Source organism: Halomonas sp. B23F22_3, assembly GCF_043496965.1.
In the GTDB taxonomy this organism is placed as follows: domain Bacteria; phylum Pseudomonadota; class Gammaproteobacteria; order Pseudomonadales; family Halomonadaceae; genus Halomonas.
Genome location: NZ_JBIEKG010000002.1, coordinates 16,780 through 39,486 on the forward strand (window position 1 = coordinate 16,780; position 22,707 = coordinate 39,486).

The 22,707-nt window shown below is 65.5% G+C and carries 18 protein-coding genes; 10 read left to right on the top strand and 8 right to left on the bottom strand.

The genetic code is table 11. The annotated features are described in order from the left end of the window. Positions 1–42 precede the first annotated feature (42 nt). From ACGTNG_RS03750 to ACGTNG_RS03765, 4 genes are all read right to left on the bottom strand, one after another. Positions 43–3,420, bottom strand: coding sequence for a hypothetical protein (locus tag ACGTNG_RS03750; RefSeq protein ID WP_394575582.1), 3,378 nt, complete (start codon positions 3,418–3,420; stop codon positions 43–45). A 60-nt stretch (positions 3,421–3,480) separates the two neighbouring features. Next, a complete protein-coding gene (locus ACGTNG_RS03755; RefSeq protein ID WP_394575584.1) occupies positions 3,481–4,410 on the bottom strand; it encodes a lysophospholipid acyltransferase family protein in 930 nt (309 codons plus the stop codon). 3 nt (positions 4,411–4,413) lie between these two features. Next, the gene (locus tag ACGTNG_RS03760; protein WP_394575585.1) at positions 4,414–4,797 is read right to left on the bottom strand and encodes a DUF4870 family protein; all 384 of its coding nucleotides are present in this window, start codon (positions 4,795–4,797) and stop codon (positions 4,414–4,416) included. An 87-nt stretch (positions 4,798–4,884) separates the two neighbouring features. Beyond that, positions 4,885–5,286 carry a VOC family protein gene (locus ACGTNG_RS03765; RefSeq protein ID WP_394575586.1) on the bottom strand — a complete coding sequence of 134 codons (402 nt, stop codon included), beginning with the start codon at positions 5,284–5,286 and terminating at the stop codon, positions 4,885–4,887. 39 nt (positions 5,287–5,325) lie between these two features. Between ACGTNG_RS03765 and ACGTNG_RS03770 the strand changes: the two genes are divergently transcribed. The 6 genes from ACGTNG_RS03770 to ACGTNG_RS03795 all read left to right on the top strand — a co-directional run bounded on the left by ACGTNG_RS03770 (position 5,326) and on the right by ACGTNG_RS03795 (position 13,418). Continuing rightward, positions 5,326–5,964: a class I SAM-dependent methyltransferase gene (locus tag ACGTNG_RS03770; RefSeq protein ID WP_394575587.1), complete on the top strand. Its 639-nt coding sequence runs from the start codon at positions 5,326–5,328 to the stop codon at positions 5,962–5,964. A gap of 365 nt (positions 5,965–6,329) precedes the next feature. Beyond that, complete coding sequence (locus ACGTNG_RS03775; RefSeq protein ID WP_394575588.1) at positions 6,330–7,679, top strand: purine-cytosine permease family protein; 1,350 nt, start codon at positions 6,330–6,332, stop codon at positions 7,677–7,679. A 194-nt stretch (positions 7,680–7,873) separates the two neighbouring features. Next, positions 7,874–9,919, top strand: a complete 2,046-nt coding sequence (locus ACGTNG_RS03780) for a hydantoinase/oxoprolinase family protein (protein ID WP_394575589.1) — start codon at positions 7,874–7,876, stop codon at positions 9,917–9,919. Next, positions 9,916–11,889 (top strand): hydantoinase B/oxoprolinase family protein, encoded by a 1,974-nt coding sequence (locus ACGTNG_RS03785; protein ID WP_394575591.1) that lies wholly within the window; start codon positions 9,916–9,918, stop codon positions 11,887–11,889. Before ACGTNG_RS03780 ends, ACGTNG_RS03785 begins: the two co-directional genes overlap by 4 nt. A 131-nt stretch (positions 11,890–12,020) precedes the next feature. Further along, complete coding sequence (locus tag ACGTNG_RS03790) at positions 12,021–13,043, top strand: helix-turn-helix domain-containing protein (protein ID WP_394575592.1); 1,023 nt, start codon at positions 12,021–12,023, stop codon at positions 13,041–13,043. 69 nt (positions 13,044–13,112) lie between these two features. Continuing rightward, positions 13,113–13,418, top strand: coding sequence for a cupin domain-containing protein (locus tag ACGTNG_RS03795; protein WP_394575593.1), 306 nt, complete (start codon positions 13,113–13,115; stop codon positions 13,416–13,418). Positions 13,419–13,433: 15 nt separating this feature from the next. On the opposite strand, the gene ACGTNG_RS03800 is transcribed toward ACGTNG_RS03795, so the two are convergent. Next, positions 13,434–13,844: a hypothetical protein gene (locus ACGTNG_RS03800; protein ID WP_394575595.1), complete on the bottom strand. Its 411-nt coding sequence runs from the start codon at positions 13,842–13,844 to the stop codon at positions 13,434–13,436. On the opposite strand from ACGTNG_RS03800, the gene ACGTNG_RS03805 reads away from it, so the two are divergent. Further along, entirely contained in the window at positions 13,822–15,255 is a 1,434-nt protein-coding gene (locus ACGTNG_RS03805) for an MFS transporter (protein WP_394575596.1), read from the top strand. The genes ACGTNG_RS03800 and ACGTNG_RS03805 overlap by 23 nt on opposite strands. A gap of 58 nt (positions 15,256–15,313) precedes the next feature. Here the strand turns inward: ACGTNG_RS03805 and ACGTNG_RS03810 are convergent, their stop codons facing one another. The 3 genes from ACGTNG_RS03810 to ACGTNG_RS03820 are packed head-to-tail and all read right to left on the bottom strand — an operon-like array spanning position 15,314 to position 18,077. Then, positions 15,314–16,555 (bottom strand): NAD(P)/FAD-dependent oxidoreductase, encoded by a 1,242-nt coding sequence (locus ACGTNG_RS03810; RefSeq protein ID WP_394575597.1) that lies wholly within the window; start codon positions 16,553–16,555, stop codon positions 15,314–15,316. A gap of 20 nt (positions 16,556–16,575) precedes the next feature. After that, positions 16,576–17,646: a YkvI family membrane protein gene (locus tag ACGTNG_RS03815; RefSeq protein WP_394575598.1), complete on the bottom strand. Its 1,071-nt coding sequence runs from the start codon at positions 17,644–17,646 to the stop codon at positions 16,576–16,578. 53 nt (positions 17,647–17,699) lie between these two features. Next, a complete protein-coding gene (locus ACGTNG_RS03820) occupies positions 17,700–18,077 on the bottom strand; it encodes a RidA family protein (RefSeq protein ID WP_394575599.1) in 378 nt (125 codons plus the stop codon). A gap of 265 nt (positions 18,078–18,342) precedes the next feature. Here ACGTNG_RS03820 and ACGTNG_RS03825 point away from each other — a divergent pair, with 265 nt between their 5' ends. The 3 genes from ACGTNG_RS03825 (at position 18,343) to ACGTNG_RS03835 (ending at position 22,540) form a co-directional block, all read left to right on the top strand. Continuing rightward, the gene (locus ACGTNG_RS03825) at positions 18,343–18,933 is read left to right on the top strand and encodes a helix-turn-helix domain-containing protein (RefSeq protein ID WP_394575600.1); all 591 of its coding nucleotides are present in this window, start codon (positions 18,343–18,345) and stop codon (positions 18,931–18,933) included. A gap of 94 nt (positions 18,934–19,027) precedes the next feature. Further along, a complete protein-coding gene (locus ACGTNG_RS03830) occupies positions 19,028–20,833 on the top strand; it encodes an acyl-CoA dehydrogenase (protein ID WP_394575601.1) in 1,806 nt (601 codons plus the stop codon). A gap of 75 nt (positions 20,834–20,908) precedes the next feature. Next, on the top strand, positions 20,909–22,540 hold the full coding sequence (locus tag ACGTNG_RS03835) for an acyl-CoA synthetase (protein WP_394575602.1): 1,632 nt from the start codon (positions 20,909–20,911) through the stop codon (positions 22,538–22,540). The last annotated feature ends 167 nt before the right edge of the window (positions 22,541–22,707 follow it).

Here is a 22,707-nt window from a genome sequence, read left to right on the forward strand (position 1 = left end):
GGGGAGGCCGGTGTCGTCTCGCCGGGGTGCGGGGGCGGCGCGTCATTCCGGCTCGGCGTCCAGCCACTCGACCCACTCCTGGCGCTCAGGAAGGGTCAGCTCGCTGGCGGGCCGAGCGCTGGCATACCACTCGCGGACGTTGCGCAGCTGCCATCGCCGGCGGTCGCCATCCAGCTCGATGCCCAGTCGAAAGGGCCCGTAGCGGGCGAGGGCGCGGCCAGACAGGCGGGCATCGCGCAGGGCGACGTTGGCCAGCAGCTCCAGCCGACTGCCGCCCTGCACGGCGAGGTCCTCCAGGCGGAGGGTGTCGTCGTCGAACATCACGCGCGCCTTGCCGCGCACCTCGCCGAGCGTCAGCCTGTCGCGCAGCCAGCCCCGCTCCCGGGTCGAATCGACGAACAGGTTGACCAGCAGGCCACTGTCGCGCATGGCCAGGTCGAGCCGGGCGTCGAGGGACAGCGGTGCCTCCCAGCGCATCTCTCCCTCGGGGACCTCGAGGCGCGCCCACCAGCCCCGGGTGAGGCCGCCGGCGGCGTCCTCCAGTCGCACGTCGCGCATGCTCAGCGTGGAGCCTGCCACATCGAAGCGCAGCGTCTCCAGGTCGCCATCGGAGAGGCGCGTCGTCAGCGTCAAGTTGCCCTCCAGGACCTGCTCATCGATGGCGAGGCGGGCGTCGGAGGCGTGAAGCTGCAGGCTGCCCTCGGCCCCCAGGCCCTCCAGCCGCAGGTGGGTGGCCATCGTCGCCTGGCCCGAGAGGAAGGCGATGCCGGCATCTTGGGGCAGGTAGTCGTTGAAGGCGGCGAGATCCGGTATCGCCACATCGGGCATGTCGATGCGCGTGCTGAGTGCCTCCAGGCCCTCACTGGGGTCGAGGTGGGGCGACCGGCTGCGGATCTCCAGCCGGCGGCCGTCGATCAGCGCGTCGCTTCCCCCCTGGCGGCGCAGGCCGAAGCGGGGCAGGGAGAGGTGCAGCTGCGCGCCGGGGGCGGTGGTCTCGAGCACCAGCGAGCCGTCGCCGAAGGCCTCGTAGTGCAGGAAGCGCACGGCGAGCCGGTCGGAGTGCACGCGAAGCCGGCTTTCCGGCATCACCTCGCCGTTCGCCAGGTCGAGGTCGAGGCTCAGGCGTCCGCCCCCCTCGACGCCCAGGCCATGTTCGTCAGGCAGAAAGGCATTGAGGAAGCCGAGACGGTCGAGCTGGCCATCCAGCCGCAAGGTGCCGGCCAGAGGGCGGCGTGGCGCCTCCCGGCCGGGCCAGTCGAAGCCGCCCTCGAGGCGCGCCCGGGGCAGCACCAGCAGGGTGCGAAGCGTCTCTCCGCGACGCGACGAGGCGGTCAGGGCCAACCGGCTGCCGGACAGGTCGACTCGCTGGCGGTCGGGAACGATCTCGCCAAGCTCCAGGGTCACGTCCAGCTCGCCCTGGAACTCCTCCTCCAGCAGGCGGCCCCTGATCTCGTCGCCGGCGAGGGTGATGCGCCCGCGGCCCCGGTCGTCCTCCAGCACGATGCGCCCGCGGCTGTCGGCCCATCCGGCCGCCAGCTCCAACGGCGCAGCCTCCGGCAGGTAGGCGTCGAGCACCGCCACATCGGGGATGCGCGCGCCGTGCCACTCCGCCGTCAGCGAGCGGGAGCCCGGGAACGGCGCTCGTGCACTCGCCGTGCCGGTGAGGGAGAGCCGCTCGGCCTGGAAGAGCCGGCGGCCATCTGCGAGGCGGGTGAGATCCACCTCATTGAAGACGAGGGCGAGGTCTGCCTGCGGATCGGTGCCGTCGGGGCGCAGGGTGAGCAGCGCCCGACCCTCGCCGCGGGCATGGACGCCCAGGAAGCGCGCCCCCAGCGCCTCGGAGTGCACCTCCAGCTGGCTGCCCTCCAGCGGCTGCCCCTCCTGGATGCGCAGGGTCCCGGCGAGCCGGCCGCCGCCTTCCAGGGCGAGTCCGACGCCGTCGAAGCGTTCGGCGAGGAAGGGGGTGAGCATGCCGAGATGGCCCACCCGACCATGTAGTTCCACGTCCGCCGACCAGGGCGGGGCGGCGTCGGGCGGGAGGGCGTCCGCCGGGGCTCGCCAGGCCCGCGGGAGCTGGAACCGAGCCGTGGGCAGTTGCAGCTCGGCGGTGAGCGGCTGCGCCTCGCCCGAGGCGGTGGCGTCGAGGTCGAGTCTCGCGCCGGAGATGTCCACCAGGCCGCGTTCGACGTCGAGCTCGGCAATCGGCAGGTGCAGGTCGAGTCGTCCCGTCAGCGACTGCTCGCCGAGGCCCAGAGCCAGGGCCTCGCCGGACAGGTCGAATCCCCCGCTCAGGCGCTCGCCGTCAAAGGTCAGCTCGCCCTGCAGCCGCGACACGCCCCCTTCCAGTGTCAGGGGCACCTCGGCAGGGAGATAGCGGTCGAGGGCGGCGATGTCGCCTACCTCGGTGTTCCGCCACTGCAGCTGGGCCCGGACATGACGCGCCTCGTGACGCGGGTCGGGGAGCACCTGAAGGCGCAGGGCGGGCGTGGTGAGGTCGAGCCGGAAGCCGTCGCCGCGGAGCAGGGGCGCAGACGCGGGGGGAGCGGCGACATCGGTCATCTCGATGTCGTCGAGATCGACTTTGATGCGGGTGCGCTTCTTCATCTCGGCCACCACCGACCCGGCCCCATCGATCCGGTAGCGTGCTCCCTCCTCCAGCCAGTGGCTCTCGTCGAGCCGCACGCTCAGCTGCGGGGAGTCGAGGCGCAGGCGGCTGCCAGGCCGTACCTCGCCCCCCTCGATCACGACCTCGCCGCGCAGGTCGCCGCGGCCATCGACCTCCAGCCAGCCGAGCGAGGCGAGGTAGGGGTTGAAGACGGTGTAGGCATCGCTGCGCCCGGCCAGGGCAACGGTGCCCGAGACGGCGCGTCCCGCCTCGGTGCCGGTCGCCTCGGCCAGCGCCAGCGGAGCGAGGGACAGGTCGGCCTCCAGGGTGACGCCCTCCACCAGTCGCGTGTCGTCCTTCAGCACGGCGCCGTCGTCCAGCGTCAGCCGCACCGCCTCCGCGGCCAGCGTGCCGGCTCCCCAATGAAGGCCCGCCAGGTGCAGGCGGCCGCGTCCCTGCAGGCGGTAGGCATCCAGCCTGGCGTGGCGGATGCCCTCGGCATCGAGGCGGCGAAGCCAGACCTCACGGCTAAGCAGCGGGGCCAGGGCGACGCCCAGCGTGGCGGTCTCTGCCTCAAGCGCGACGTGGTGTTCGGCGGCGGTGCCGGCAAGGCTTAGACCGGCCACCTGCAGGTGGCCGGGAAAGGCGGTCCAGGCCCGCTCCCACTCCAGCGTGAAGTGCGGCGCGCGGTCGAGTTGGCGGCGTCCCCAGTCGCTGTTAAGCAGGGCGTTGGCGATGACGAGGTAGAGAACATGGAGAGCCGCCAGGAGGAGGGCGAGCCGGGCCAGCGTCCTGAGCGGCGTGAAGCGAATCATGGAAGGCGCTGGCGTGTCGGATGCATGGGCCACCTTCGAGTCGGACGGCAACGGCCGCCCTCAGTAGAGCCGGAAGCGCTTCCAGCCGGGTTTGCCCTCGGCCTCCTCGGGAGTCTTGCGATAGCGCTTGTACTCCCATTGGTACTGGGCCGGGTCCAGGGCGATGGTCGACTCCACGCAGGCGTTGACCCCGGTGGCCGAGATGGTCTCGTCGGGATCGTAGACCCGCTCGTCGGCGGCCAGGAAGTGCAGGGCGAAGCCCCGGCCGGGCAGGCGCAGGGCGACGCCGGTGACGACCCGCGCCTCGGTGCGGGCTACCAGCTTGGGCAGCAGGGTGGCGGTGTAGGCGGGCCGGCCGAAGAAGGGCGCGAAGACGCCGCTGCCCCAGCTCGGCACCTGGTCGGGTAGGATGCCCACCGCCTCCGTGCGCTTGAGCGCCTTGAGCAGGGCGGCCACGCCGCGGGGGTTGGTCGGCACCAGGCTGGCGCCGCGGCGTTCGCGGCCCCGGCGGATGATCGGATCCAGCGCGGCGAGCTTGGGCGGCTCGTACATGGCGGTGAAGGGGAAGTGGCCGGAGAGCCAGAAGTTCAGCACCTCCCAGTTGCCGAAGTGGGGCGCCAGCACGATGACGCCGCGTCCCTCGGCCCGGGCCTCGTCGAGGAGCTCGCGGCCGTGCACCTCGACGATTGACGCCTCGACCCGCTCGGGGTCGCCCATCCAGGCGAAGCCGAGCTCCAGCATGGTCGCCGTGGAGTGGGTCAGGCTCTGTCGCGCCAGCCGCCCACGCTCGGCGTCGCTGCGCGTGGGGTAGGCCTCGGCCAGGTTGATGCGGGTGACCGTGCGCTCGCGGCGGCTGAAGCGCTCGACCAGCGGGCCGATCATCCGGGCCAGCCGCCACAGGGTCGTCAGGCGACGATTGGCGAGGCCGCGCCACAGGGTGGCGATGGCGCGCGCCTGGCCGGCAGGCGCGCGGGGTTCATCGTCGCGCATGGCTCACACCCACCAGGTGTCGACGTTGTCCGGCGCGCGCCGCTCGTTGAGCGCCTTGAGCCCCTTCACGCAGCGGATCACCAGCCACACCACGGCGGCCAGCCAGGTCAGAAAGCCGATCAGTACCAGGGTGAGCAGGCCGGAGATGCCGAAGTAGAGCAATGCCATCCAGAAGGTGCGGATCTGGTAGCGGTAGTGCTCGTCGAGCCAGGCCGGCCCGTTGCCGCGGTAGACGTAGGCAATCACCACGGCCACCAGCGAGGTCAGCCCGCCGGTGACCATGCCCGCCAGGTGCAGCACGTACACCACAATGGGAATGGTCGTGTCGGGGGTGCTGCCCTGTTCGGCGACGGCCCGGTCGTCATCTCGGTGCAGGTTGTCGTTCATGGCTCGTCCCTGATGGTGGCTTCGCTGGCGCCAATGATACCGACCGAGGTGAACAATGACACCAGGCCGAGCGTGCCCGAGGGGCCGTCAGTGCCCTGCGGCGGGCTGGGGCTTCACGGGGCGGCTGATCTCGATGAGGTTGCCGTCGGGGTCGCGCAGGTAGAGCGAGCTGAGCTCGCCCGTGGCGCCCTGGCGCGGCACCGGGCCGAGCTCCACCTCCACGTCCAGCGCCTCCAGGTGGCGCTGCACCTCGTCCAGCGGCAGCAAGCTGCGCACGCAGAGATCCAGGCTGCCGGGCGTCGGCGTGGCGGCGCGGGGGGTGATGTCGGTGGCGGTCCAGTGCAGGCGCAGGGCCATGTCGCCCAGCATCAGGTCGACGCGTTCACGGTCGCGGTAGCGGACCTCGAGCCCGAGGACGCGGGAGTAGAAGTCCACGGCGCGGGAAATGTCGGTCACGGTGATGACCAGGTGGTCCAGACCTGACAGCATGCATGTCTCCTCGGAATGATGGCCTGGCAAGAGAATACGATGATGCTGATCTGTCCGCTATGCGCGTCGGTCGATACCGCGCCCTTTCATCGCGACGCCAAGCGCGACTATCAGCGCTGCGGGCGCTGCGCGCTGGTCTTCGTGCCGCCGGCCCAGCGCCTCGGCCCCGAGGCGGAGCGAGCGGTCTACGACCAGCATGAGAACTCCCCCGACGATCCCGGCTATCGGCGCTTCCTCTCGCGGATATATGACCCGCTGCGCGAGAGGCTCGCCCCCGGCGCGCCCGGGCTCGACTTTGGCGCGGGGCCGGGGCCGACCCTCTCGGTGATGTTCGAGGAGGCAGGCCACCCCACGGCCATCTATGACCCCTTCTATGCACCGGATGCCTCGGTCCTCGAGCGTCGCTATGCGTTCATCACGGCCACCGAGGTGGTGGAGCACCTCTTCGCTCCCGGCGAGGAACTCGACCGGCTGGTCGACCGGCTCGAACCTTGCGGCTGGCTAGGGCTGATGACCAAGCGCGTCACGAGCCCCGAGGCCTTCGCCGGTTGGCACTACATCCTCGATCCCACCCACGTCTGCTTCTTCAGTGAGGCGACCTTCACTTGGTTCGCCCGTCGCCATGATCTGCGGGTGCAGTTTCCCGCCGACGACGTGGTATTGCTGCAGCGGGGGTGACATTTAGTGGCGGTCCAGGCGTTACTCGTGACGCAGTTAAATAGTTAACGCTAATAAAGTTTGATGTTTTATTTACTAGCTAATTATTAGCTTGTCCAACATGGCTTGCTCGTCGTTCCCTGGCCTGCGACGGGTGCTGTGCACGCCATGCCAATCGACAGTGCATCCTACGACAAACGCTTCTCGGGGCTTTCTGCCTAAGGTGTGTGGGTGCCGGTCAGTTACGTGAGCGCGGAGGCAGTTCAAAAATAATAGCTGCGCACTCGACATGGCCTTGCTCGGTATTCCATTAACCACTCCCTATGTGAGTTTTATGCTATCTAAGGATGCATAAATAAGGGTATATAATAACAATGGAGAAAGCGATGAAAGCAACCACTAATAGTGAGGCTAAAGACCTCGATTTTTCTGAACGCCCCGTGCCGGAAGAAGGCAGGATGCCACGTGTCAATTTGATGATGGCCTGGTGGGCGGTATGTAGCGCGATCTTCTATATGGTGGTGGCGGCCGCCATGGCGCGCACTTATGGAACTGCCAACGCCTTGCTGGGCATTACCTTGACGGTGATCGCCTATGGCCTGATTAATGGAATTATCAGTCGTTACTCCATGAAGACGGGGTTGACGGTTGCTCTTTTCTCGAAGGTTCTTTTCGGCCACTTCGGTGCCGTCGTAGCTACGCTGATATTCTTCGCGACGGCTCTCTACTACGCGGTATTTGAAGGCTATGTCATGGCGCTGGTGCTTTCAGAGTGGAGTGGAAACCTCTCCATGCCGTTGGCCACGGCGATCGTGGTTATATTCGGTGTCGCCTTGATATTCGGTAGCGTGCAACACTGGCTGGATAAGTTTAATGGCGTTCTGTTGCCAGTCTATGTGATCGGCATGCTGGTTGCGGTTGGCATGGCAGTGGCTGAGTTCGGTTATCCGTCGGGCTGGTTGACCCGCGTGCCGGAAGGCGGTGCTTCCCCCTGGGGCTGGCTGCATACCTTTGCCTACTACATGGGCGTCTGGGTGCTGATGATGTTCACCTTCGACTATGCGCGCTTTGGGCGCAAGAAGGACTCGGGGTTTCATGCCCGCATCACCTTCGGGGTTCCCTTCTATGCTGTGACCTTCCTGTTCAGTGGTGTTGTCGGCATCCTTCTCGACTCAATGATCCCCACGGATGGACTGTCCGAGGCCTCCATCGTCCTGGGTCTTCTTGAGCTGATGGGAGTTGGGGGACTGCTGCTGGTCTGGGTGACTCAGAGCCGTATCAACACGGCCAACTTCTATCTCGCGACCGTCAACTTCGAATCCTTTGTTCGCAAGGTGACGGGGATTCGCCTGTCCAAGGTGCTGGCGGGCTGCATGATAGGCGTGATCGCTTATGTGTTGATGATGGCGGATGTCTTCTCCTACATTCTTCAGGCCCTGGCCTATCAGGGAGTCTTCGTGGTGGCTTGGGTGGGAGTCGCGCTGGCGCACATTCTGTCCCGAACCTACCAGGACCGCTTCAATGGCCATGTGGAACTGGACAACGCCTATATCCCTGCCTTCAACCCCTGTGGACTGATGGCATGGTGCGGAGCCGCGTTGCTCGGCATCGTGATCATGCAACTTCCTTCCGTATCGGGGTTCTCTGCGCCGGCCACCTTCCTGTGCGCCTACGTAACCTATGCGCTGGGCCTGCGTGTCGCCAAGGCGGAGTGGTACGTCGCCAGCCTCAAGTAGCAACAAAATCGGTCGCGGCTGAATCTTCCAGGATTGAGTCAGCCGAGACGGTTCATCACCTGACTACAGAAACTTGACCCGAGGTAGTCGCTCGTTTCGCCGCGATGCAAGTTAGATAAATAACCAATAATAAAAATAATCGCAACAATGAAGGTCGTTAAAACAGTAGCTTTAAAAACAATAGAGGAATCACTATGTCAAAGTTGAGAGTCGCCGTAGATGCCGGCGGAACCTTTACCGATGTCTGTATCTATCATGAGGATACTCAGGAATTCCGCGTCACCAAGGTTCCCTCCACGCCAAGTAACCCCAAACAGGCCGTGATCGATGGGGTCCGGCGTGGTGAGATCGATCTCTCGGACGTGGACCTGTTCTTCCATGGCACCACCGTTGCCACCAATGCGCTGATCACCCGTCGCTTTCCCAAGGCGGCACTGGTCACCACCAAGGGCTTTCGCGATGTGATCGAGATTCGCGACGGCACCAAGGACAACCTCTGGGATGCCTACGAGGACGTGAGTGGGCCCTACATCCGCCGCCGCGATCGTTTCGAGGTGACCGAGCGCGTCGACTATGCCGGTGAGGTGGTGACCCCGCTGGATGAGGAGGAGGCCCGAATCCTGGCCCGCAAGCTCAAGCGGCGGGGCGCCACCACGGTAGCGGTGTGCTTCATCAACTCCTATGCCAACGCCGGGAACGAGAAGCGCATGCGCGAGATCCTCGAGGAGGAGATTCCCGAGGCCAGCGTCTCGACGTCATCGGACATCCTGCCCGAGATATTCGAGCATGACCGCTTCAATACCGCGGTGGCGAATACGGTGCTGGGCCCGCTGGTGTCTGACTACGTCAAGCAACTCGACGATGAGTTGAGTGCGGGTGGCTACGACAACGACCTGCTGCTGCTGCACTCCGGTGGCGGCTCGATGACTCCGGCCATGGCGAAGCACTTCCCGGTCCGTCTGGCGGCATCCGGCATCGCCGCGGGGGCGATCGCCGCCCAGCATATCGCCGAGCAGTGCGGTTATCAGAATGCTGTCGGGCTGGACATGGGGGGCACCTCGACCGATATCTCACTGATACATGATGGTGAGCTGCGCGTGACAAAGCAGTGGGGAGTGGAGTATGGCCACCCCATCGTGTTCCCGAGCATCGAGGTGCTGACTGTCGGTGCCGGCGGCGGCTCCCTGGCACATATCGACATCGCCGGCGCCTTGCGCAATGGGCCGCAGTCCGCCGGTGCCGATCCCGGTCCGGCCTGCTACGAGCGCGGCGGCACGGAGCCTACCAATACGGACGCCAACCTGACGCTGAATCGTCTGGGGACCGTTCTTGCCGGCGGCGCGCTAGAGCTGAACCGGGACAAGGCGACCCAGGTCATCGAAGAGCGTGTCGGCCAGCCGCTGTCACTGGATACGGCCGAGGCGGCGCAGGCGGTCATCAAGGTGGCGAATGCCAACATGGCCGATGCGGTGCGGCTGGTGTCGATCCGCCGTGGCCTTGACCCGCGTGACTTCGCCCTGATCGCCTTTGGTGGTGCCGGTGCCCTGCACGGTGCCGAGGTGGCCAAGGAGCTGGGTATCCCGGCGGTGATCGTGCCCCCCAACCCCGGGGTGACCTCGGCGATGGGGTGTCTGCTGGTGGATATCCAGCACGATCTCTCGATGATGTACACCGCGGCGGCGGAAAGTGCCGACCTGGAAGACCTCGACCGCCAGTTCCGGTCGCTGGAGGACGAAGCGGTGGTCCGGCTGCGCCATGAAGGCGTCGCCGATGCCGATGTAGTCCTGCAACGTGGCATCTCCATGCGCTATCAGGGTCAGTGGCGCTCCCTGCAGGTGGCGATGGGCAGCGGCGACGCATCACTCGAGGAAGCCATCGAGAGGTTCCATCAGGAGCATGAGCGGCAGTTCTCCTTCCGTCAGAATGCGCTCCCCGTCGAGATCTACCAGCTTCACCTGCGTGCCGTGGGCAAGACGCCCAAGCCGGCGTTTGCGCGCAGCGAGCGGCAGCCTGGTGCTCAGGCAGAGCCGCAGGCGCATCGTGAGGTGTACTTCGAGGGGCAGTGGCACCAGACGCCGGTCTACGACCGGGCAACCCTGCCGGTAGGGTTCGAGTTCTCCGGCCCCGCCATTATCGACCAGCTGGACTCCACCACCGTGGTACCGCCCGATACGGTGGCGTCGATCGATGAGTGGAAGAATATTCGCATTCAACTGATTCAGTCGGGAGAAGAAGCATGAGCATGGCACACACCAACAAGGATAACGCTCTCGATCCGGTCACATTCGAAGTCCTCAAGAACGCTTTCGCCACGAGCGTCGACCTGATGAGCGAGCAGATCCTGCGTACCTGCTACTCGTTCGTCATCTATTCGCGCGACTTCTCCTCCGCACTGTGCGATGCCCAGGGCAATACGGTCATGCAGGGAAGCGGCGACATCGCGGTACACGTCGGCACCCTGCACTTCCAGTGCAAGGCGGTGCTCGAGGAGTTTGCAGGCGATATTCACCCCGGTGATGTCTTTGCCATCAACGATCCCTATCGTGGCGGCACGCACCTCAACGACGTCAGCTTCATTCGGCCAATCTTTTCCGAAGGGGAGATCATCGGCTTTGCCCAGAACAAGGGACACTGGGCGGATATCGGCGGCAGTGTGCCGGGCTCCTTCGACGTCAACGCCAGCACCCACTTCAGCGAGGGGCTTCGCATCACGCCGGTACGTGTCTGGCGGGAAGGCGTCTTCCTGCACGATGTCGCCCAGCTGCTGGTCTCCAACACCCGCGCCCCGGCTCAGGCCCTAGGGGACCTGCAGGCCCAGGCAGAGGCCACGGCGGTCTGTGAGCGTGAGGTCCTGCGCCTGGTCGACAAGTACTCCAAGGCCACCGTCGTGGCGGCCATGCAGGAGACCCAGGACTATGTCGAGAGGGTCGTGCTCAAGAGCCTGGCGGGAATGCCCAAGGGCGAGTGGGAGACGGTCGACTATATCGATGCCGACCCTGCGCTGGGCGAGGGGATGGTGCCGATTCGCATCAAGCTGACGCTGGATGGCAACGGCATTCACTATGATCTGTCGGGTTCGGCGCCCGCCGTCTCCACCTTTCTCAACTCCAGCTACGGGACAACGCACTCCGCCATCTACGCGGGTACCAAGACCTTCTTCCCCGACGTTCCGCTCAACTCCGGGTTCTATCGCGCGGTAACGGCCAATATCGGTGCAGAGGGCAGCGTGGTGAATGCGGGCTGGCCTCATGCGGTCACCGGCTTCTGTTCCGGCCCCTACGAGAAGGTCATGAACGGTATCTTCGAGCTGTGGAGCGGGGTCATGCCGGAGCGTGCCATGGCCTGTGCCTTCAACCTGGAGTATCTGCTGATCGGGGGTAATGATGGGCGCACTGGCAGTGGCGACTACTTTATGTGGTACGACTGGATGGCCGGCGGCTGGGGCGGGCGTCAGACCAAGGACGGTTCGTCGGCCACCTCGCCGGTGTTCGGCACCGGGCTGGCGGTTCAGCCGGTGGAAGGGCAGGAGAGGCTGAATCCCGTGCTGACGATGTGTCACGAGATCAGCATGGACTCGGCCGGGCCAGGCCGTTTCCGCGGCGGCTGCGGTGTCGAGAAGGGGGGTAAGCTGACCCAGGTCGACAAGACGGTGATGAGCTACTGCTGTGACCGCGGTCGTTCGGTGACCTGGGGGGTGAATGGTGGGCTGCCCTCCGTGCCACACGGGGTGTGGATCAACAAGGGAACGCCTGATGAGAAATACCTGGGTGCCACCTTCTCGAACGTGACGGTACGTTCCGGTGATACCTTTACGCGTCCCTCGGCGGGCGGCGGTGGCTTCGGTGACCCGCTGGAGCGCGAGGCAGAAGCAGTGCTGGAGGATGTGATCGATGGCTATGTGTCCGTCGAGCGCGCGGAGTGCGACTACGGCGTGGTGATCCACGTCAACGATCCTGATATCGATGACTATGAGATCAACGTCGAGCGAACGGCCAAGGCGCGGGAGTGGATCCGGGCAAATCGGCGCGAGTGGTTGAAGGCACCTCCCGAGGACGTCGCCAAGCAGTATCGGGATGGCGAGCTGAATGCCCTGGATGTGATTCGTCGCTACGGCGTAGTGCTGGACTGGGGCACCGGCGAGCTGCTGGAGAAGTCCACCCAACAGTCTCGTGACTCGCTGGCCAAGCGCTCATCCAGTTACTGGACGTGATATTACGATCGCTAAGGTGAACGGCGAGACTTCGGTAGGACCTTGGCCTGATCAGGTCGGGCCGAGTCTCCGGGGTCTCGTCTTCGTTGCGACACGCGCAGACATGGCGCGTGAGCAGAGAGAGGAATGGCATGAAAACAACGACGACAATGCCAGGCACCGCCGAGTTGCCAGGATACGCCAGGCCGACAAGGGCTGGTGGAGCCACAAGTCCCGACACACGGTTAAGCTCCAACTCGAAGGATCGCTGGACGCAGATCATTTCCGACACTTACTTTCCATTGACACTCAACTACGGCGGCCACAAGGAAGACGCCTTCCAGGGGTCGCTGAAGGTCTGGAAGGCTGCGGGCAGTGACTACTCCCTATCGCGACTCACCTCCGACAGGGCTGAGTATTCCCGATCGTGCTCGCAGATTGCCGAGGATAGCCAGGCCTCGTTTCTGGTGACGATCCCGTTACAGGCAAAGGTGTTTTTTTCCCAGCATGGAAGAAGCTTGAATTGCCCCCCGGGCCACTTCATCGTCGAGCAGGGCGATGCCCCTTATCGGTTCGGCTATGCAACGCCGAATGACATGTGGGTCTTCAAGGTGCCCGAGGGTTCGATGAAGTCCCGCATTCGGCGTCCGGAACGCTATTCACAGCACTGCTTCTCCGCCCAGGAGGGCATAGGCTGTGCCTTCGTGGAATTCCTGAAGATCTGCTCGCAGCATGTGAACGACTGCAGCGTGGAAGATCAAAGCCGCCTGTTCGAGCAGGCCCTGAGCATGCTGTCGATGGTGCTGGAGCAGGACGAACGGGTGCTCAACAGCGACCAGTCGCATCTGAAGACTGCCCACTTGATGCGGATCGAGCGCTATATCTCGGCCAACTTAGGCGATCCCGAGCTGTCGCCCGCTCGCACCGCCCATTACTGCGGCATCTCCCTGCGCTACTTACACAAGCTCTTTGCAGGTTCAGGATATACGGTTGGCGAATGGATACGCGCTCAGCGGCTGGAGGCCGCGCATCGTGAGCTCGAGTCGCTACCCCTGGGAGTCAATATCGGCGAGGTGGCCTACCGCTGGGGGTTCTCGGAGCAGGCACAGTTCAGCCGTGCGTTTCGCAGGCGATTCGGTTATTCCCCCAGCGAACTTCGGGATCGCCAGACGTGAGTGGCGGCTGTGTGATTCGAAGCAAGTAGTTAATCGTTCAGCATTAACAGAAAGGAGGCAAGTCTTGCCATGCAGAGAGCGCAGGCCGTGAGCCAACTTCAAGCCGACGATAGTCAGGTGATAGTGACCCGCTGGGACTTTCCTCCCGGGTCGGAAACGGGCTGGCATCGTCATGCGCATGATTATGTGATCATTCCGTTGACCGACGGCCGGATGCGACTGGAAACGCCCGAGGGAGAGCGGGAAGTCATCCTCGAGGCAGGGGGTTATTATACGCGAGTCGAGGGCACGGAGCATAACGTCATCAACGATGGCAAAGAGCCGTTTGCTTTTGTCGAAGTTGAAATAAAAAAGGTGCCGACTGAATCCGCGTAACACCTGCTATCAGAGTTACTTTTTCAAAACCGCTAGAGTGAGGATGTTAAGTCGCGCGGTCCGCGCCTTTCGTCGGTAGATCTGAACAAGCCCGAGGCCTTCATCGGCTGGCACTACATCCTCGATCCCACCCACGTCTGTTTCTTCAGCGAGGCGACCTTCACCTGGTTCGCCCGGCGCCACGATCTGCGGGTGCAGTTTCCCGCCGACGACGTGGTATTGCTGCAGCGGGGGTGATCGAGCAACTTTTGATAACGTGTCGTTATCATAAGGAAAAAGCCTCGATCTGGCCTCGATAAAGGGATTGGCGGCGCCCGGCGCCGAGCGTATATTCCACATGCTAATGCTTGCTGCCGGCCCCGGCGGCGCCTCTCCCACTCCGCGTTTCTCGAGACTCTTGCCCATGTCCCGGCAGCTGCTGCTCATGGCCCTGGCCCCCCTGCTGGGGCTCTTCATTCTGGGGATCGGCAACGGTTTCCTGGCCACCGTGATCACCCTGCGCCTGGACGCCGCCGGCGAGTCGCCGGTGGTGATCGGCTGGGTCTCCTCCGCCTACTTCATCGGCCTGGCGCTGGGCGCCATGCTCAACGACCGGCTGCTGCTGCGCATCGGCCATATCCGCGCCTACGGCAGCTTCGCCTCGCTGGTGGCGGTCACCGTGCTGCTGCAGGGCCTGGTGGACGCGCCCTGGGCCTGGTTCGCGCTGCGCCTGATCGGCGGCTGGGCCACGGTGGGGGTGTACCTGGTCATCGAGAGCTGGCTGCTGGCCTCCGGCGATGCCCGGGTGCGCGGTCGCCTGCTGGCTCTCTACATGATCGCGCTCTACGCCGCCGGCGTGCTCGGCCAGCTGCTGCTGGGCGTCACCGAGGCGATGGGCGGGCCGGCCTCGTTCATGGTGATCGGCCTGCTGGCCTCGCTCTCGGTGCTGCCCATGGCGATGATCCCGCGGGTCTCGCCGCTGATCGAGAAGGCCGAGCCGCTCTCGCCGCTGCGCCTGGTCACCCTGACCCCCACCGGGGTGATGGGCAGCTTCGGCTCGGGGCTGGCGGTGGCCGCCGCCTACTCGCTGCTGCCGCTCTACCTGCAGCGCACCGGGCTGTCGGTCGACCGGGTCGGCCAGATGATGGCGGTGATGGTGCTCGGCGCCATGCTGCTGCAGTACCCGGTCGGGCGCTGGTCGGACCGTCACGACCGCCAGCTGGTGCTGATCCTGATCGGCGCCTTCTGCACCCTGATCTCCGCGGCGGTGATCTGGCTGCCGATGAATACGGGGATCCTGGCCGTGCTGCTGTTCCTGCTCGGCGGCGGCGTCTTCTCGCTCTATCCGGTGGCGGTGGGCCACGCCGCCGACCGCGCCCCGGCCGGCGCCCTGGTGCGCATGAGCCAGGGCCTGCTGCTGATCAATGCCATCGGCTCGGCGGTGAGCCCGCCGCTGGTCTCGCCGGTGATGAGCCTGCTCGGCGATACCGGCCTGTTCTGGTCCTTCGGCGGCCTGGGCCTGTTCCTGGTGCTCTTCTTCAGCTGGCGGCGCAGCGTGCGCCCGGCGCCGGTGCCGGTGGCGCCGTTCTCCGCCTCCACCCCGATGTCCTCGGCGGGTGCCGAGCTCGCGGTGACCGAGGAGTGGGTGCAGGGCGCCCTGGAGCACGAGCACGTGGAGGATCTCTCCGGCGCCGTGGCCGAGGTCGAAGTGGCCGAGGCGCTGGTGGGACCGCCGCCACCGGACGAGCCGCGCATCGTTTACTACGAGGATGAGGAAGCGGCCGAGCCGGCTCGTGCCTATGCTTCACGGGCGCCAGGGGCGCTCGAGGATCCGAAGGCTTCGGGCCTGGAGGAGTGAATGCCGGATCGATAGCACCGGCATTGAACAGGGCGTGAGGCGACCGCTCCGGGGGCCTTCAGAAACGATCGGAGCGGAAGGGCGCCATCTCGATATCGGGGGGCTCGCCATCCATCATCTGCCCGAGCAGCCGGCCGGTGATGGGCCCCAGGGTAAAGCCTTGGTGACCATGGCCGAACGCGAGCCACAGTCCGGGCTGCCCGGGAGCCGGCCCGATGACCGGCTTCATGTCCGTCGTGCACGGGCGAGCACCTTGCCAAGGGATGAGATCGAGTCGCTCGCCCAGGGGGAAGAGCTGGCGGGCCACCGCTTCGGCGGCGGCCAGCTGCTGGCCTTGCGCCGGGGCGTCGAGAGACGACAGTTCGGCGCCGGTTGTCAGGCGGATGCCGCTCCGCATGGGGGCCAGGAGATAGCCCAATTCCGCATCCAGTACCCAGTGATTCAGTCGGGCGGCATCGTGGCTGCCGTAGTGCATATGGTAGCCACGTTTGGTGATCAGAGGGATCGATAGGCCCAGCTTCGATAACCAGCGTACCGACCAGGGGCCTAGCGCCAGGACCACCCGCTCCGCACCTAGGTCGCCCCTGTTCGTAGTGACTCGCCAGTGCGGTCCCTGGCGTGATATCCCGCCTATCGACGCCTGCAAGAAGTGACCGCCTCGCGCTTGGAAATCAGCCGCATAGGCCGCCACCAGAGCTCCGGGGTCCGTCGCTGTCCAGGGCTGGGTCCAGTGGATCGCACCGGCGAGTCCTGGCGCCAGGTGCGGTTCCAGGTCAGCGAGCGCCTTGGGATCCAGAGCGCGATAGGTCACGCCATATCGCGCCGCATCCTCATCGGCCAGCCTGCACTCTGTCTCCATCGCTGCGGCCGTGCGAAAGGCCTTTACGTACCCTTGACGACGAATCAGGTGCTCGGCTCCCGTGGCCTCGATCATCGACGCATGGGCTTGGAGGGAGTGAGAAATCAAGGCCGCGTAGTCAGGCACGATACCCGCGTATCGCTGTGGGGATGATTGCTGCCAATAGCGACACAAAGGGCCAGCGGATCGCAGCACATCTAGCGCCCGATAGCGGATATCTACCTGCCGGTTGGGAAGCACCCTCATCAATGTCCCTAGGTCGCGAGGAAAGGGATAAGGGCGTACGGCCTCCCGCTGGATGATGCCGGCATTGCCAAAGGAGGTTTCACGCCCCGCCTCACGCCGATCCACCAGGGTTACCCTGTGTCCCCGCTCTAGCAGGTGCCACGCTACCGCGACACCGACCATGCCGGCTCCGAGTACGATAATCTCACGTGACATCGTGACTCCCTCCTGCCGTGTTATGAACGCACCAGGCCTTGGGACTTGGCCTGACGCTGGCGGATCCAGGCCACAAGAATCGCCGCCATCAGGAAGAAGCCGAGATAGCCGAAGAAGGGATAGACTGTTCCCACCAGGCTGACAAAGCCGAGCAGGCTGCAACCATAGGCCACCAAGCCGATCAGCAACGAGCCTTGCCGGAATCGCGGCGTACCCGCGGGGAGAAAGCGGGCGGAGAAGGAGTAGAGCGTGCCCACAGCGGTGCTGATGATCATGCCAAGGATCACCAGGGCCACCAGCACTGCGACCAGCGGAGAGATCTCCATGACCAGAGAGAGCATGGGCATGGGCAGGCCGGCGACGCTATCCAGCCGTGACAACAGGCCCAGGGCGATGATCAGCATCAAGCCACCCAGGATCACACCGCCGAGTATTCCGCCCCAGCGGGCCGACCGCTCATCGGGGGCCGTACCTCCCATGATGGCCAGAATGGGAATGCCGGCGACAATGTTGTAGGAAACGTAGAGCAGGGCACCTAGCCACCAGTGGCTGGCACCCGCCGTCTGGGTCGCAGCGACGCCCTCGAGCGTGGCCAGGTCCGCATCCCGGGTCATCACTGCAAAGGTCGCTACGCCGACGGAGACGATGACCAGGAGAGGGGTCACGGTACCGATCAGGGTGATCACGCGCCGGATATCCAAGCACACCATGCCCACCACCAGCAGCGTCACCAGAGCACTCCCCAGTGCCGCTGGAATCTCGAACTGTTGCTCAAGCAGGGCTCCCGCGCCAGCTAGCATCACGACGGTCACCGCGAACATGAAGAAGGTGATCAGTCCATCCACCAATACCCCCAGCTTGGGGCCGCAAACGGCATGCACCACCTCCTTGTGGGACTTTGCCTGCAAGCGACTCCCCATGCCGGCCAATGCCATGCCCAGGAAGACGAAGACCGCCGCGCTCAACAGGGTGCCCAGCAGTCCCCATAGTCCGAAGTTGACGAAGAACACCAGGATTTCGCGTCCGGAGGCAAACCCTGCCCCTACCAGCACACCGACGAAGGCTCCCGCAATTTTGAAAGCATCTCTCATGGCCCGTGACTCCTATATTTGTGCTTGTTGTTTTCTGGATTGAGTACCGCCGCTCAGGCATCGCCCACCCAGGCCTGTACCTCGACTTCCACATCGACCCCCAGTGCCAGTCCGGCCGTGACCGTTGAGCGGACTGGCAGACCCGCCTCGAAGTAGCGCTTGTAGACCTCATTGAAGCCGGCGAAGTGTGTAATGTCGGAGAGCCAGACCGTTGCCTTGACCACCCGGGAGAAGTCCGTGCCGCAGTGCTTCAGAGTCTCTTCGATACGCGTCATGACGGCTTCGGTCTGCTCCTGAATCGTGCCGCGGACAACCTCTCCCGAGGGTGTCATGGGCACCTGGCCTGAGAGCAGCAGGAAGCCGCCGACTCGGATAGCCCGGGAGAAGGGAAACGGCAGTGCGCTCGGGTAGCGCTCGATGTGGTCGTTCATCTTGTTTTCTCTCTTGTGTCTTGTCGGTTGCTTGATTGGGTGGGGATGCCGGCGAGTGGGCTTGGCACCAAGGTTTTCGCAGGGGCCCGATCGAAGGATAACGATAGCCGGGAAATTCTCTTATAAGAGAATGTCAGATATGAGAACTGTAAAGTCAAGCGACTCTCAGGCTAAACTGTCGGTCTAATCCAGCCAGGTCTTGCGCAACGCCTCTATGACCATGTCCTCCTCACCTCAGCCCCCGCAGCCCTTGATTGACAGAGCCTTGGTAGGCGCTCGCCTGCGTGCCAGCCGCAAACTGCAGAGACTGACCCTCAAGCAGCTATCGGAGCGCTGCGGTGTTGCGCTTTCGACGCTCTCCAAGATGGAGCTCGGGCAAGCTGCAGTGAGCTACGACAAGCTCGCCGCGGCGGCTCGCATCCTGAATATCGACCTGCCTCAGCTGTTCACCCCGGGGGAGGCCTCCGACGGCACGACTCAGCCTACGGTGGTCAGCACCCGCATCACCGATACCATGGGGTATGGAACGGGAAGCTATGAATACCACCCGCTGGCGGGCGACTTCCCCCGGCGCAGCATGAGTCCGCTCTATGCGAGGATCATGGCTCGCGATATTGGCGAGTTCGATGACTACATCCGGCATCCGGGGCAGGAGTTCACGGTGGTGCTTTCGGGCCGTATCCGGATCCTCTTCGAAAATGGCGAACAGATCCGCCTGAAGGAGCGGGAAACGGCGTATTTCAACAGTGCAATCGGACATATCTACCTGGCGGAGGGGGAGAGCGATGCTGAGGTCATTGCGGTGATGTCGGAAGCGCCGGCTATCAACGCATCAACGGCGATGGGTTCTGCCTGACGTTGACACCGTGCAATGTTGAGACCTTGGGCTAATGGCCAACGAAAAGTAGGGAATCTACTATCGTTGCTATCATTTTTCCCAGAGGTGCTCCATGACCCCCTATGCCGCCCCCGTCCGCGACTTCCGCTTCGTGCTGGAGGAACTGCTCGAGCACGGCTCCCTGGCCCTGCCCGGCTTCGAGGAGGCCAGCCCCGATCTCGTCGAGGCGGTGCTCGAGGAGGCGGCAAAACTCGCCGGAGACGTCTGGGCCCCGCTCAATGCCAGCGGCGACCGCCAGGGCTGCACGCGCCGCCAGGACGGCTCGGTCAGCGTGCCCGACGGCTTCATCGAGGCCTATCGCGCCTACGCCGAGGGCGGCTGGAACGGCATCGGCGTGTCCGAGGCGCGGGGTGGGCAGGGCCTGCCCGAGGTGGTGGCCAGTGCGGTGCAGGAGATTCTCCACGGCGCCAACATGGCCCTCGGGCTCTGCCCGATGCTTACCGCCGGAGCCATCGAGGCGCTGGCCCACCACGGCAGCGAGGAGCAGCAGGCCACCTATCTGCCGAAGCTCGTCGAGGGCACCTGGGCCGGCACCATGAACCTCACCGAGCCCCAGGCCGGCTCCGATCTCTCCAAGGTGCGCACCCGGGCGGTGCCGTGCCCCGAGGGGGAGGGCGACTACTACCGGCTCAGTGGCCAGAAGATCTACATCACCTGGGGTGAGCACGACGCCGCCGAGAACATCCTGCACCTGGTGCTGGCGCGCACGCCGGACGCCCCCGAGGGCAATCGGGGGATCTCGCTGTTCCTGGTGCCCAAGTTCCTGGTCAACGACGACGGCTCGCTCGGCGAGCGCAACGACGTCACCTGCGCCTCCATCGAGCACAAGCTGGGCATCCACGGCTCGCCGACCTGCACCCTGAGCTTCGGCGAGAATGCCGGCGCCATCGGCTACCTGGTGGGCGAGCAGGGGCGCGGCCTCAACCACATGTTCACCATGATGAACGAGGCGCGCCACAAGGTGGGCGTGCAGGGCATCGGCGTGGCCGAACGGGCCTGCCAGCACGCCTTCGCCTATGCCATGGACCGCGTGCAGGGCAAGCGCCCGGCGCACCGCGGCGGGGGCGAGTGCGCCATCAGCGACCACCTGGACGTGCGGCGCATGCTGCTCTCCATGCGCGCCCGCACCGATGCGCTGCGCGCGCTCGCCCTCTACTGCGCCGCCCAGCTCGACGTGGCACGCCACGCCGAGGACGAGGACGACCGCCAGGCCGCCCAGGCGCGGGCCGAGGTGCTGATCCCGGTGGTCAAGGCCTTCTCCACCGACCAGGCGGTGGAGATCGCCTCGCTCGGCGTGCAGGTGCACGGCGGCATGGGCTTCATCGAGGAGACCGGCGCCGCCCAGCTGCTGCGTGACGCGCGCATCGCGCCCATCTACGAGGGCACCAACGGCATCCAGGCCCTGGACCTGGCCGGGCGCAAGCTGCAGCGCGACGGCGGCCGGGCGCTGGGCTCCCTGATCGACGAGGTGGAAGGCACCGCCCGGGCGCTGTGTGCCGCGCCCGGCCTCGCGCCGCTCGGCGAGTCGCTCGCCGCCGGCGCCGCCGATCTCACCGCGGCGCTGGCCGTGCTGCTGGAGCAGGGCTGCGATCCCGAACGCGGCCCCGACGCCGTCCAGGCCTACGCCACGCCCTTCCTGAACCTAGCCGGCCACGTGCTCTGCGCCTGGCAGATGGGACGCTCGGCGCTGGCGGCCACCGCCGCCCGCCAGGCCGGCAACGACGATCCCTTCTATGCCACCAAGCTCGCGAGCGCCGACTTCGCCATTCGCCAGTGGCTGCCCGTGGGACGCGCCCAGCGCGCGGTGATCGAGGCCGGCATGGAGAGCCTCGTCGCCTTCGAGCCCGGCGCCCAGTAAGCCTTGAGTAGTGAGCCTCTTCGTCGCCGGCCGTCGGGCCGGCGACGACCCACCGGAACCTCCGTGGAGCCCATCATGACCCAGAGCATCTTCGAGCAGGGCCTGCCCCAGACGCCGGCCAACCACGTGGCGCTCTCGCCGCTGACCTTCATCGAGCGCAGCGCCAGCGTCTATCCGGACTACCCGGCGGTGGTGCACGGCGAGATCCGCCGCACCTGGGCCGAGACCTGGGAGCGCTGCCGGCGCCTCGCCTCGGCGCTGGAGCGCCGCGGCATCAAGCCCGGCCAGACCGTGGCCGCCATGCTGCCCAACGTGCCGGCGATGTTCGAGGCGCACTTCGGCGTGCCGCTGGCGGGCTGCGTGCTCAACACCCTGAACATCCGCCTGGACGCCGAGGCCATCGCCTACATGCTCGAGCACGGCGAGGCCCAGGCCGTGCTGGTCGACCCCGAGTTCGCAGAGGTGATCGAGGCCGCGGTGGCCGGGCTTGCGCACCCGCCGCTGCTGATCGACGTCGACGATGCGCTCTTCGAGGGCGAGGCGCGCCGCATCGGTGAGGTGGAGTACGAGGCCCTGCTGGCCGAGGGAGATGCGGATTACGCCTACGTCCTGCCAGAGGACGAGTGGCAGGCGATCTCGCTCAACTACACCTCCGGCACCACCGGCAAGCCCAAGGGCGTGGTCTACCACCACCGCGGCGCCTACCTGAACGCGGTCAGCAACATCCTCGAGTGGGCCATGCCGCACCATCCGGTCTACCTGTGGACGCTGCCGATGTTCCACTGCAACGGCTGGTGCTTCCCTTGGACCATCGCCGCCAATGCTGGCGTCAGCGTCTGCCTGCGCCGGGTCGACCCGAAGCGGATCATGGACCTGCTCGCCGACGAGGGCGTGACCCACTTCAGTGGCGCGCCGATCGTGCTCAACGGCCTGGTCAACCTGCCCGACGAGCAGAAGCGCGACTTCGATCATCCGGTGAAGGTCACCACCGCCGGCGCGGCGCCGCCCGCCTCGGTGATCGCCGGGGTCGAGCAGCTCGGCATCGACGTGACCCATGTCTACGGCCTGACCGAGGTCTACGGCCCGGTGACCGTGTGCGCCTGGCGCGAGGCCTGGGACGAGCTGCCCCTGGAGCAGCGCGCGCGGATCAAGTCCCGCCAGGGCGTGCGCTACCACATGCTCGAGGCGCTCTGCGTGGCCGACCCGACCACCCTCGAGCCGGTGCCCAAGGACGGCGAGACCATCGGCGAGATCCTGATGCGCGGCAACAACGTCATGAAGGGCTACCTCAAGAACGAGACGGCCACCGAGCAGGCGCTGGAGGGCGGCTGGTACCATACCGGCGACCTGGCGGTCTGGCATCCGGACGGCTACCTCGAGATCAAGGACCGCTCCAAGGACATCATCATCTCCGGCGGCGAGAACATCTCCACCATCGAGGTGGAGGACGCCGTCTATTCGCATCCGGCGGTGGAGGAGGCCGCGGTGGTGGCCAAGCCCGACGAGAAGTGGGGCGAGACGCCCTGCGCCTTCGTCAAGCTCAAGGTGGGCTACGGCGAGGTCACCGAGCAGGAGATCATCGAGCACTGCCGCAAGCACCTGGCCCGCTTCAAGGTGCCCAAGACCGTGATCTTCACCGAGCTGCCCAAGACCTCCACCGGCAAGATCCAGAAGTTCGTGCTGCGAGATGAAGCGCGCAAGCAGTAATCCGACAGGAAGCACGGCCCAGTGCTTCCTGTAGCGAGAGGCGCCGGGAACAGGTCGAAGAGGAGGTCTTTGCCAGGAAGGCAAAAGTAGCGCCCAGGGATGGGTTCACAGCGCCTCCTTGATGGTCCGACACTTCGGGGCCTGTTGCCGGAAACGCCTCGAGCGAG

Bases quoted from the DNA above. Each gene is read 5' to 3' on its own strand.
- ACGTNG_RS03810 (WP_394575597.1), bottom strand. From the start codon at position 16,555: ATGTCACGTGAGATTATCGTACTCGGAGCCGGCATGGTCGGTGTCGCG.
- ACGTNG_RS03765 (WP_394575586.1), bottom strand. From the start codon at position 5,286: ATGCTGTCAGGTCTGGACCACCTGGTCATCACCGTGACCGACATTTCC.
- ACGTNG_RS03770 (WP_394575587.1), top strand. From the start codon at position 5,326: ATGATGCTGATCTGTCCGCTATGCGCGTCGGTCGATACCGCGCCCTTT.
- ACGTNG_RS03785 (WP_394575591.1), top strand. From the start codon at position 9,916: ATGAGCATGGCACACACCAACAAGGATAACGCTCTCGATCCGGTCACA.
- ACGTNG_RS03805 (WP_394575596.1), top strand. From the start codon at position 13,822: ATGTCCCGGCAGCTGCTGCTCATGGCCCTGGCCCCCCTGCTGGGGCTC.
- ACGTNG_RS03815 (WP_394575598.1), bottom strand. From the start codon at position 17,646: ATGAGAGATGCTTTCAAAATTGCGGGAGCCTTCGTCGGTGTGCTGGTA.
- ACGTNG_RS03835 (WP_394575602.1), top strand. From the start codon at position 20,909: ATGACCCAGAGCATCTTCGAGCAGGGCCTGCCCCAGACGCCGGCCAAC.
- ACGTNG_RS03790 (WP_394575592.1), top strand. From the start codon at position 12,021: ATGAAAACAACGACGACAATGCCAGGCACCGCCGAGTTGCCAGGATAC.
- ACGTNG_RS03780 (WP_394575589.1), top strand. From the start codon at position 7,874: ATGTCAAAGTTGAGAGTCGCCGTAGATGCCGGCGGAACCTTTACCGAT.
- ACGTNG_RS03760 (WP_394575585.1), bottom strand. From the start codon at position 4,797: ATGAACGACAACCTGCACCGAGATGACGACCGGGCCGTCGCCGAACAG.
- ACGTNG_RS03795 (WP_394575593.1), top strand. From the start codon at position 13,113: ATGCAGAGAGCGCAGGCCGTGAGCCAACTTCAAGCCGACGATAGTCAG.
- ACGTNG_RS03820 (WP_394575599.1), bottom strand. From the start codon at position 18,077: ATGAACGACCACATCGAGCGCTACCCGAGCGCACTGCCGTTTCCCTTC.
- ACGTNG_RS03755 (WP_394575584.1), bottom strand. From the start codon at position 4,410: ATGCGCGACGATGAACCCCGCGCGCCTGCCGGCCAGGCGCGCGCCATC.
- ACGTNG_RS03750 (WP_394575582.1), bottom strand. From the start codon at position 3,420: ATGATTCGCTTCACGCCGCTCAGGACGCTGGCCCGGCTCGCCCTCCTC.
- ACGTNG_RS03830 (WP_394575601.1), top strand. From the start codon at position 19,028: ATGACCCCCTATGCCGCCCCCGTCCGCGACTTCCGCTTCGTGCTGGAG.
- ACGTNG_RS03775 (WP_394575588.1), top strand. From the start codon at position 6,330: ATGAAAGCAACCACTAATAGTGAGGCTAAAGACCTCGATTTTTCTGAA.
- ACGTNG_RS03800 (WP_394575595.1), bottom strand. From the start codon at position 13,844: ATGAGCAGCAGCTGCCGGGACATGGGCAAGAGTCTCGAGAAACGCGGA.